The sequence below is a fragment of the Mesorhizobium sp. M4A.F.Ca.ET.022.05.2.1 genome (genome assembly GCF_003998845.1).
Classification (GTDB): Bacteria; Pseudomonadota; Alphaproteobacteria; order Rhizobiales; family Rhizobiaceae; genus Mesorhizobium.
The window spans coordinates 1-9698 of the sequence record NZ_RZOJ01000231.1 but is presented as its reverse complement, the minus strand read 5'-3'; the positions used below and the strand labels follow the sequence as shown (position 1 = coordinate 9698).

Here is a 9698-nt window from a genome sequence, read left to right as displayed (position 1 = left end):
GTAGAAGGCCAGGGCCCTTTCCTGGTCGTCCACATACACTTTCGCCAGCTTGATCTTCATTCTGCTTCTTCCTCTGGTTCTCGCGTTCGGGGATCACGGCGCCGCGAAGCGCGCCGGCTGGCCTCAGTCCATCCGCGCCAGCACCTGCTCCAGGGCTGCAAGGAACCTCGGCCAGCCGACGGTTGCGCCGCGGAAGTATGGTTCCTGATCGGACCGGAAGCCCGTCTGCTCCATGCGCAAATGGGTTCCCGTGCCCGTGGGGGTGAGCGTCCAGGTGACCACGCTCTCGAGATCCTTGGTGTCCCAGCTGTAGGACAGCGTCCTGTTGGGCTCGACGGTCCGGACCTGGCAATCGACGCCGCCCCAGTCCGCGCTGAGATTGAAGCGGTGGGCCACGATCGGCCTGAAATTGTTCTTCATCAACCACTCCTCGATCAGATGCGGTTGCGTCAGCGCGCGCCAGATCTTTTCCGGCGGATAAGGTATCTCCCGCTCGACGACTATGGAGCGTGTTTCGGTAGCGGCATCGTTCATTGATCTATCCTTTTGAGCAGATCCTCGAGGTCGTCGAACCGGCTTTCCCAAAAGCCTGCCATCTGCCGTGTCCAGTCCATCAGCGGCGACAACGCGCCGATCTGCGCGCTGTAGTGGGTCTGCCGTCCCTCATGGCGGTCGCGCACCAGGCCGGCCTGCCGCAGGACACCGAGATGCTTCGACACGGCCGGCTGCGAAACCCCGGACTGGGCCGTAAGGGCGCCTACGGTCTGCTCTCCCTTCTGGCACAGTCGTTCGAAGATGGCGCGCCGGGTCGGATCGGCAAGTGTTCTGAACAGCAGGTCGTGTGCGTTCGTCATGGGATCGATAACCTGAGGGCTATTGATCGAAACGTATAACCATTGAGATATGTGTTCGTCAAGCGGGAAGGAAATCACGTTCCCGTTTGCGCCTTCGCAGACGCCGCGCTTCAGCCCTTGGGCCGCGGTTCGATGATCAGCCACTTGATGATGCCCATCGCAGGCAGCACCCACAGCAGGCCGCTCAACAGGAAGAACAGCAGATGCACCAGCGGGCTCGATTCCGACAGTTGGGCAACCGCCACGATCGACGCCACCAGCGCGTAGATGACGACCAGCGCCACCAGCAGCACGGTTCCGATCAGCTTTTTCAGGCGAATGGGCATGTCGCGATCTCTCTGACCGCTACCGCTTAGGCCGATCGGCGGGTGCGCGCAACCCGTCATCGGCGGCGCGACGGCGTGCCGCGCTGCCCGGTCTTGCCACCGGGGCTGCCTTGGTCCACCAATCCCGCGACCTCAATTGCCGGAACACAACCATGGCTGCCATCACTGCTGCCGCACCCTATGCCGCCCGCGATCGCGACCTGCGCAACCGGGCGCAACTGCGCGGTTGGCTGTATTTCGTGCTTCTCGTGCTGTTCGCCCTGGTGCTGGTCGGCGGCGCCACCAGGCTTACCGAATCCGGCCTGTCGATCACCGAATGGCAGCCGATCCATGGTGTCATCCCGCCACTCAACGATGCCGAGTGGCAGGAGGAATTCCAGCGCTACCAGCAGATCCCGCAATATGCCGAGCTCAACAAAGGGATGAGCATCGACGCGTTCAAGTCGATCTTCTGGTGGGAGTGGGTGCACCGCATTCTGGCGCGCAGCGTCGGCGTCGTCTTTGCCCTGCCGCTGCTGTTCTTCTGGGCGACGCGCCGTATCGAGCGCGGCCTGGGGCCGAAGCTCGTCGGCATCCTGCTGCTCGGCGGCCTGCAGGGCGCCATCGGCTGGTGGATGGTCGCGTCCGGCCTTGTCGACCGCGTCTCGGTCAGCCAGTACCGGCTGGCCACGCATCTGACGCTGGCGGCGCTGATCTTCACCGCCACGATGGTGGTCGCGCGGGGGCTGGCGCCGCATTCCGAGCCCGCCGCCGACCGCTCGACGCAGCGGCTTGCCGGCGTCATCGTGCTTCTGGCGCTGGTGCAGATCTATCTCGGCGGGTTGGTCGCCGGGCTCGACGCCGGCTTGAGCTACAACACCTGGCCGCTGATGGACGGCAGGCTGGTTCCAGGCGATCTGCTCCTGCTCGATCCTGCCTGGCGCAATTTCTTCGAGAACCCGAAGACGGTGCAGTTCGTCCACCGCATCGGCGCCTACACGGTCTTCGCGGTGGCGCTCTGGCACATGATCGCAACCCGCCGGCGTCTGCCGGGAACGACCCATGCGCGTCGCGCGACGCTGCTGTTCCTGATCGTCCTGGTGCAGGCGTCGATCGGCATTGGCACGCTGCTGATGCAGGTGCCGCTGCATATGGCGCTGACCCACCAGGGTTTCGCGCTCGTGCTGTTGGGCTTTGCCGCCGCGCACTGGCGCGGCACCAAGGGCGCCTATCCGCTACCGCATGAGGTCAAGCTCGCAAGCTGAGCCACGTCGCCTGAGTGGTGGGTATCTTCACGTCCAGAAGGTGGTGGAGCTGCTTGCTGTCTGACTGTCGAATTCGGCCTGACGGGCGGAAGCGGCCGACTGCTGATGCCCGACCGCCTTTGTCAGCGGCCCTGAGCGGCCACGAGCTTCGCCTTCATCGGGGCGGATCTCCTGCCGCAGCTTCGCCCGTCGGGAATTCCCGCCTGCCCGCTTACGGGGCGAGACCGAGCATCAGGTCCATGTTCTGCACGGCGGCACCCGACGCGCCCTTGCCGAGATTGTCATAGACGGCGACCAGAAGCGCCTGCGCCCGCTCGTCATTGGCGAACACATAGACCTTCATCTTGTTGGTGCCGTTGTAGATTTCCGGATCGACCTCGGCGATGCGCTCCAGATGCGTGTAGGGCGCGACCTCGACCACGCCGCCCTCGATCGAGGCGAAATGATCGGCGAGCGCTGCATGCATTTCGGCGCCAGTCGGCACGCGCTCGAGGCCGCCGAGTTGCAGCGGCACCACGGTGATCATGCCTTGCGCGAAATTGCCGACCGCCGGTTGCATGATCGGGTCGTGCGAGAGCTTCGCATAGGTCCTGAGCTCCGGCACGTGCTTGTGCTGCAGGGTCAGCCCGTAGGGCAGGAATTCGGGTGCGTCCTCGCCCTTGCCGACATAGTCCTCGATCATCGGCCGGCCACCGCCGGAATAGCCGGAAATGCCGTTGACGGTGATCGGGAAGTCGGCGGGCAACAGTCCGGCCGACACCAGCGGCCTGAGCGTCGCGATCGGACCTTGCGGCCAGCAGCCGGGATTGGCGACGCGCTTCGCCGCGGCGATCCTCTTTGCCTGGTCCTTGTCCATTTCGGCGAAACCATATTCCCAGCCGGCGGCAACACGATGCGCGGTCGACGCGTCGATCACCCGGGTGGTGTCGTTCTCGATCAGCGAGACGCTTTCCTTGGCGGCGGCGTCCGGCAGGCAGAGGATCGCGACATCGGCGGCGTTGAGAAACTCGGCTCTCGCCGCCGTTTCCTTGCGGCGCTCGGTGGGGATGGAGATGATCTCAAGGTCGCCCCGCTCCGCCAGCAGCGCTCTGATCTGCAGCCCGGTCGTGCCGTGTTCGCCGTCGATGAAGATTTTTGGTTTCATTGCCTTTGAAAATTCCCTGCGATTTCAGTGCTATATGCCCTGAGCATGATTGACTGCAACAGTATTGCCGTTGTTCAGCTCCTCGAGCCGGGCTTTTCGTTCTGCCACCAGGCCCAGATAGTGCATCGCCACCATGGAGCCCGCGATCGCCGTTATATCGGCATGATCGTAAGCGGGCGCAACCTCGACCACGTCGGCGCCGACAATGTCGACCTGGCCGAGCTGGCGCAGCGTCGACAGGATCTTCGCCGAGGATGGGCCACCGGCGACCGGCGTGCCGGTGCCCGGCGCGAAGGCCGGGTCCAGGCAGTCGATGTCGAAGGTGAGGTAGGTCTTCCTGCCGCCGGTGCGGTCTACGATGGCATAGGCGATGTCGGACGCCCGCATCTCCTCGACCTCATGACCGTAGAGGATCTTGATGCCGAACGTATCGGGGGCGTGCGTGCGGATACCGATCTGGATCGAACGGTCGGGATCGATGATGCCTTCTTTCACCGCGCGTCCGACGAAAGAGCCGTGGTCGATGCGTTTGCCGTCGTCCGGCCAGGTGTCCTGATGGGCGTCGAACTGCACCATCGCCAGCGGTCCGTGGATGGCGGCATGCGCCTTGAGCAGCGGCCAGGTGACGAAATGGTCGCCGCCGAGCGACAACAGGAAGGCGCCTGATTTCAGGATCCTGGCCGCCTCGCGCTCGATCGTGCCGGGCGTCTTCTGATGGTTGCCGCTGTCGAGCAGGCAGTCGCCGTAGTCGACGACGGCGAGGTGCTCGAACAGGTCGCGCGAGAACGGGTACTGCGGGTCGTTGTCGAGGATCGCCGAGGCGCGGCGGATCGCCTGTGGCCCGAAGCGTGCGCCCGGCCGGTTGGTGACGGCGGCGTCGAAGGGAATGCCCCACACCACGGCGTCCGCGCCCTTCACGTCCTTCGTGTATTTGCGCCGCATGAAAGACAGCGCGCCGGCATAGGTCGGCTCGAGGGACGCGCCCGTCTTGGAGCGGGCGGTGAAGGCATGGTCGATGTTCTGGTTCGCCATTACGGATCCTCGGTTTTCATCGGGCTGCCACAACTACAGAACCGGCACGCAACATGCCAGTCACAGAGTGGGGAAACGGAAATGGCGTTCGGCGAGTGCCACGACAACACAGGATTGTATCATCATGACGCAGACCGCCTTTCTCAACCCCGCGCACATGCCCGCGGCGACCCGGACCGGCACCGTGGCGGGCGAGCGTTTCCTGGTGCTGGATTCCTGGCGCGGCATCTGCGCGTTGCTCGTGGCATTGTTCCATTTCCCGACCGACTCGCTGATCTCGCAGAGCGCCTTTGTCGGCGGGTCCTATCTGTTCGTGGATTTCTTCTTCGTGCTCTCCGGCTTCGTCATCGCCAGCTCCTATGGCAGCCGGCTCAGCGAGCCGGTCGAGCTTGCCCGCTTCGTGCCCGTCCGCTTCGGCCGCATCTATCCGCTGCATCTGCTGATGCTGGCAGCCTTCTCCGCCTTCGAGGAACTGCGGCTCATTTTGCCGCAGTTGCGCGGCACGGGTGCCGAGCCCTTCACCGGGGGCTTCGACCTCAACAGCCTCGCCACCAATCTCTTCCTGCTGCAAGGCATGGGTGTCGAGGATCATCTGAGCTGGAACGCCCCGAGCTGGAGCATCTCGGCCGAATTCTTCGCCTATCTGCTGTTTGCCGCCATTGTCTTCACGACGGGCCGGCGCAGCTGGATCTGGCTTGTGGCCGCCGCCGTCACCGCGCCGCTTTTCCTGCTTGCCTTCTCTCACAGGCATATGGACGTGTCCTTCGACTTTGGCTTCATCCGCTGCCTCTACGGCTTCTCGCTCGGCGCGCTCCTGGCATGGTTTCAGCACGATTCCATTGCAGAGGCGCGACAGGCGCTTGCCGGCGACGCCAGGGCGCGGCTCGCCTGGACGGCGGCCGAGATGGCGATGATCGCGGTGATCGGTGTTTTCGTCGCGCTGGCCGGCGACAACGATGCCGGCATCGCCGCTCCCTTGGTGTTTGCGCTGGCGCTCTACCTCTTTGCGCATGAGGGAGGCTGGATCAGCGCCTTCCTGCGCACCCGGCCGATGCTGATGCTGGGCGCGCTCTCCTATTCCATCTACATGGTCCACATCTTCGTGCAGGCGCGCATGATCAATGTCGGCGGGCTGGTGGAGCGCAAGTTCGGGCTCCACCTGCTCGGCGACATCGTGCTGCGCGGCGACCACGCAACCGGCTTCGGCGCCGACCTGCCGGGGGTGGGCCTCGCCGCGATCCTTGCGATGCTTGTCGCCACCATCGCCGTGTCCTGGTGCACCTGGCGCTTCGTCGAAATGCCGGCCCTGGCCTGGTTCCGGCGGCTCGCCGAGCGGATCTGAGAAGCCAATCCGTTCAAGCCCATAGCCGGCTTCGTTCACCGGCGTGTCATGCGCATCGCCTAACCGGGGTTCCATCCGGAACGGAGCGATTCTTGATGCGTACCATCTGGCAAGGCCTTCTGCTTTCCGCGGCGCTTGCGGTCTCGATCGGCCATGCCTTGGCCGGCGAAACGCGCGCCAGGCAGATCCTCGACCGCTTCGAGCATGCCAACCAGTGGCGCGACCATGTGATGGTGGCGGCGCACCGCGCCGGCGGCATGCAGGCCGGCAAGACGCTCTATCCGGAAAACTCGCTTGCCGCTGTCGAAGCCTCGATCGCGCTCGGCGCCGAGATCGTCGAGGTCGACATCCGCCGCTCGAAGGACGGCGAGTTCGTCGTCATGCATGACAGCTGGCTCGACCGCACCACCACCTGCAAGGGCGAGGTGGTCGGCTACACGGTTGCCGAGCTGAAGGAATGCCGGCTGGTCCTCGAAGGCACTGGCGCTGTCACCAGTGAGCCGGTTTCGACGCTGCGCGAGATGCTCCTGGCGACCAGGGACCGGATCCTGATCAATCTGGACAACAAGCTCGACGTTCAGGCCTTGCCCGGGATGATCGCGGTCGCCCGCGAGCTCGGCATGGCCGATCAGGTCATCGTCAAGGAGAACCTCTGGAACCAGCAGCGGATCGACACAGTCAAGGCGGCGATCGACGCCATCGGCGGCGGCTTCCAGTTCATGCCGATCATCGCCGATGACGCCGTGCGTGACGCCGCTTTCGCCGAGAAGGTCGGCCGGGTCTTTTCTTCGGGTGCGATCGAACTGATCAATTGGCGGGCTGGCGGCGAGACGTTGACCGAGACGGGCGGACCGCTGTTCAGCAATCGCATGCGGGCTTCTGCCGTGCGCGGCGGCTGGCACATCTGGGCCGACACCTACGCCATCGTCAACAAGCCTGGCGGCTACCTCTCCGGCGGCCGCGGCGACGAGTTGGCTGTCGCTGCCAGCCTGCCGCGCGAGACCTGGGGGTTCTGGGCCGAGCGCGGCGCCAGCATCATCCAGACCGACGAGCCGAAGGCGGCGATCGGCTGGCTCGCCGCCAATGGTTTTCGCGTGCCTTATGCAGATGAGGCGCGGCCGGCCGAGCCGGCGCATACGGCGAGCATCAACTAGGCGTCGGCGCCGACGCAGCTGATCTCCCCCCCTTGTGGGGGAGATGCCCGGCAGGGCAGAGGGGGGCGCTGTCCCGCCAGCCTATCCAACAGCTGGGTCCAATCGCGGCCGCATTTCAGGTGTTTGTTGATCGTAGGCCTTTGAGGATGGTGTTCCTTCGCGCCCCCCTCTGGCCTGCCGGCCATCTCCCCACGAGGGGGGAGATTAACCAATCACGCCGCTTTCGCCACGCCATCCAGTTCCTGCAGGACGTCCGCCGACAGTTCCAGCTCCGCCGCTGCGAGGTTTTCCCGCAGATGCGCAACTGACGACGTGCCGGGGATCAGAAGCACATTGGGCGAGCGCTGCAGCAGCCACGCCAGCGCCACCTGCATCGGCGTAGCGCCGAGCCGATCCGCCACCCCCGACAGGGTCGAGGATTGCAGCGGGTTGAAGCCGCCGAGCGGAAAGAACGGCACATAGGCAATGCCGGCGCGCGCCAGTTCGTCGATCAGCGCGTCGTCGTCCCGGTGCGCCAGATTGTACTGGTTCTGCACGCAGACGATGTCGCAGATTTTTCGACCCTCCGCAATTTGGGTGCGGGTGACGTTGCTCAAGCCGATATGGCGCACCAGGCCTTTGCGCTGCAGTTCGGCAAGCTTGGTGACCTGCGCCTCGATGGAGCCTTCCGCCGGACCATGCACCCCGAACATGATGCGCAGATTGACGACATCCATCACCTCGAGGCCAAGATTGCGAAGGTTGTCGTGCACGGCCTGCTCGAGCTCATCGGCCGTGAACGCCGGCAGCCAGGAGCCGTCTTCGCCACGACGGGCGCCGATCTTGGTGACGATGGTGAGGTCGTCGGGGTAAGGCGATAGCGCCTCGCGGATCAGCCTGTTGGTGACGTAAGGGCCGTAGAAGTCGCTGGTGTCGATATGGTTCACACCTTGCGCCACCGCTTCGCGCAGCACGGCGATGGCCGCGTCATGGTCTTTCGGCGGGCCGAACACGCCTTTGCCCGCGAGCTGCATGGCGCCGTAGCCGAGGCGACGGACCGGGCGGTCGCCGAGTGTGAAGGTGTCGGATTTGTCGATGCTGGACATGCTGTTTCTCCTTGCTGTCGACGAGGCAGATAGGCGCTGTCGGCTGTTTCGATAATCGCCTATAATCCGGACAGGTTGTACGGAGTAGCGAACAATGGCGGCGGATCTCAACGATCTCCAGGCGTTTATGGCGGTGGCGCGCGCCGGCGGTTTTCGCGAAGGAGCCCGCGCGACGGCGGGCAGCGCCTCCGCGCTCAGCGAAGCCATCCGCCGTCTGGAAACCCAGCTCGGTGTCAGGCTCTTCAACCGCACCACGCGCAGCGTTGCTTTGACCGAGGCTGGTGCCAGCCTGCTGGCGCGGCTCGGCCCGGCATTGGGCGAGGTAGAAGCTGCGCTCGATGTGGTGAACGGCTTTCGCGACCGGCCCGCCGGAACGTTGCGTCTCAACGTGCCGATAAGCGCCTCGCGGCTGGTGCTGCCCAAAATCGTTCCGGGATTTCTCGCGGCCTACCCCGCCATTCGCCTGGAGGTGATCGCCGAAGAGAACTTTATCGATCTGCTGGTGGCCGGCTGCGACGCGGGAATCCGCTATGACGAGCGGCTGGAGCAGGACATGATCGCGGTGCCGATTGGGCCGCGCGCGCAGCGCTTCACGACCTCCGCAGCGCCGTCCTACCTTGACCGGCACGGTCGGCCGCAGCACCCGCGCGACCTGCTTGGCCATGCCTGTGTGCGCGGCCGCTTCCCGAGCGGGGTCATGACGCCCTGGGAGTTCGAGCGCGACGGCGAGGTAGTGCGCGTCGATCCCACGGGGCCATTGGTCGTTAGCATCGGTGGAGGCGTCGATCTCGCTGTCGATGCGGCGATCGCTGGTGTCGGCATTCTCTGGCTGTTCGAGGACTGGGTGCGCCCGCATTTCGAGAGCGGCGCGCTGGAGCCTGTGTTGGAGCCGTGGTGGCAGAGCTTTCCGGGGCCGTTTCTCTATTATCCCGGGCGCCGCCTGGTACCGGCGCCGCTGCGGGCCTTCATCGACTACATCAAGACACCGGCCGGCCGCGGCCCCTGAGCATCCCAAAAACAAAAGGCCGCCCGAAGGCGGCCTTTCGAAAGCTTGAAACCGGAGCGCTTAGCGCTTCGAGAACTGGAAGGAGCGGCGGGCCTTCGCCTTGCCGTACTTCTTGCGCTCGACGACGCGGCTGTCGCGGGTCAGGAAGCCGCCCTTCTTGAGCACGGCGCGCAGCGCCGGCTCGTAGTAGGTCAGCGCCTTGGAGATGCCGTGACGAACGGCACCGGCCTGGCCGGACAGGCCGCCGCCGATGACGGTGGCGACGATGTCGTACTGGCCAGCCCGGTTGGCGGCGATGATCGGCTGGTTGAGGATCATCTGCAGCACCGGACGCGCGAAGTAGCTCGCGAATTCCTTGTCGTTGACGACGATCTTGCCGGAGCCCGGCTTCACCCAGACGCGCGCGATGGCGTTCTTGCGCTTGCCGGTGGCATAGGCGCGGCCCGACTTGTCGAGCTTCTGGACGTGGACGGGAGCGGCCGGCTGCGCGACGGCAGCGGCGGTCCCGAGT

Annotated in this window: 11 protein-coding genes; 4 read left to right on the top strand and 7 right to left on the bottom strand. The window is 65.1% G+C overall.

Features of this window, described 5'->3' with window-relative positions; translation table 11 throughout:
* Positions 1-123 precede the first annotated feature (123 nt).
* The 3 genes from EN745_RS22340 to EN745_RS22330 form a co-directional block, all read right to left on the bottom strand.
* A complete protein-coding gene (locus EN745_RS22340; protein ID WP_126054917.1) occupies positions 124-534 on the bottom strand; it encodes an SRPBCC domain-containing protein in 411 nt (136 codons plus the stop codon).
* Positions 531-854, bottom strand: coding sequence for a metalloregulator ArsR/SmtB family transcription factor (locus tag EN745_RS22335; protein ID WP_126059087.1), 324 nt, complete (start codon positions 852-854; stop codon positions 531-533). Before EN745_RS22335 ends, EN745_RS22340 begins: the two co-directional genes overlap by 4 nt.
* Before the next feature lie 110 nt (positions 855-964).
* A complete protein-coding gene (locus EN745_RS22330) occupies positions 965-1180 on the bottom strand; it encodes a DUF2842 domain-containing protein (RefSeq protein ID WP_126054916.1) in 216 nt (71 codons plus the stop codon).
* A 152-nt stretch (positions 1181-1332) separates the two neighbouring features.
* Here EN745_RS22330 and EN745_RS22325 point away from each other — a divergent pair, with 152 nt between their 5' ends.
* Positions 1333-2424 carry a COX15/CtaA family protein gene (locus tag EN745_RS22325; RefSeq protein WP_127422272.1) on the top strand — a complete coding sequence of 364 codons (1092 nt, stop codon included), beginning with the start codon at positions 1333-1335 and terminating at the stop codon, positions 2422-2424.
* 211 nt (positions 2425-2635) lie between these two features.
* Here EN745_RS22325 and argC read toward each other — a convergent pair whose 3' ends face one another.
* Both argC and speB read right to left on the bottom strand, forming a co-directional pair.
* Positions 2636-3568, bottom strand: coding sequence for an N-acetyl-gamma-glutamyl-phosphate reductase (gene argC / locus EN745_RS22320; RefSeq protein WP_127406143.1), 933 nt, complete (start codon positions 3566-3568; stop codon positions 2636-2638).
* Positions 3569-3598: 30 nt separating this feature from the next.
* Positions 3599-4600: an agmatinase gene (gene speB, locus EN745_RS22315; protein ID WP_126054913.1), complete on the bottom strand. Its 1002-nt coding sequence runs from the start codon at positions 4598-4600 to the stop codon at positions 3599-3601.
* A 124-nt stretch (positions 4601-4724) separates the two neighbouring features.
* On the opposite strand from speB, the gene EN745_RS22310 reads away from it, so the two are divergent.
* A complete protein-coding gene (locus EN745_RS22310) occupies positions 4725-5942 on the top strand; it encodes an acyltransferase (RefSeq protein ID WP_127422271.1) in 1218 nt (405 codons plus the stop codon).
* A gap of 95 nt (positions 5943-6037) precedes the next feature.
* Positions 6038-7096: a glycerophosphodiester phosphodiesterase family protein gene (locus EN745_RS22305; protein WP_127422270.1), complete on the top strand. Its 1059-nt coding sequence runs from the start codon at positions 6038-6040 to the stop codon at positions 7094-7096.
* A gap of 212 nt (positions 7097-7308) precedes the next feature.
* On the opposite strand, the gene EN745_RS22300 is transcribed toward EN745_RS22305, so the two are convergent.
* Positions 7309-8181: an aldo/keto reductase family oxidoreductase gene (locus EN745_RS22300; protein ID WP_127422269.1), complete on the bottom strand. Its 873-nt coding sequence runs from the start codon at positions 8179-8181 to the stop codon at positions 7309-7311.
* 94 nt (positions 8182-8275) lie between these two features.
* On the opposite strand from EN745_RS22300, the gene EN745_RS22295 reads away from it, so the two are divergent.
* The gene (locus tag EN745_RS22295; RefSeq protein WP_127422268.1) at positions 8276-9187 is read left to right on the top strand and encodes a LysR family transcriptional regulator; all 912 of its coding nucleotides are present in this window, start codon (positions 8276-8278) and stop codon (positions 9185-9187) included.
* Between the two features lie 60 nt (positions 9188-9247).
* On the opposite strand, the gene rpsI is transcribed toward EN745_RS22295, so the two are convergent.
* A partial coding sequence (rpsI, locus tag EN745_RS22290; protein WP_127422267.1) for a 30S ribosomal protein S9 occupies positions 9248-9698 on the bottom strand: 451 nt, incomplete at its 5' end.

Bases quoted from the DNA above. Each gene is read 5' to 3' on its own strand.
- argC (WP_127406143.1), bottom strand. From the start codon at position 3,568: ATGAAACCAAAAATCTTCATCGACGGCGAACACGGCACGACCGGGCTG.
- EN745_RS22335 (WP_126059087.1), bottom strand. From the start codon at position 854: ATGACGAACGCACACGACCTGCTGTTCAGAACACTTGCCGATCCGACC.
- EN745_RS22340 (WP_126054917.1), bottom strand. From the start codon at position 534: ATGAACGATGCCGCTACCGAAACACGCTCCATAGTCGTCGAGCGGGAG.
- EN745_RS22325 (WP_127422272.1), top strand. From the start codon at position 1,333: ATGGCTGCCATCACTGCTGCCGCACCCTATGCCGCCCGCGATCGCGAC.
- speB (WP_126054913.1), bottom strand. From the start codon at position 4,600: ATGGCGAACCAGAACATCGACCATGCCTTCACCGCCCGCTCCAAGACG.
- EN745_RS22330 (WP_126054916.1), bottom strand. From the start codon at position 1,180: ATGCCCATTCGCCTGAAAAAGCTGATCGGAACCGTGCTGCTGGTGGCG.
- EN745_RS22310 (WP_127422271.1), top strand. From the start codon at position 4,725: ATGACGCAGACCGCCTTTCTCAACCCCGCGCACATGCCCGCGGCGACC.
- EN745_RS22300 (WP_127422269.1), bottom strand. From the start codon at position 8,181: ATGTCCAGCATCGACAAATCCGACACCTTCACACTCGGCGACCGCCCG.
- EN745_RS22305 (WP_127422270.1), top strand. From the start codon at position 6,038: ATGCGTACCATCTGGCAAGGCCTTCTGCTTTCCGCGGCGCTTGCGGTC.
- EN745_RS22295 (WP_127422268.1), top strand. From the start codon at position 8,276: ATGGCGGCGGATCTCAACGATCTCCAGGCGTTTATGGCGGTGGCGCGC.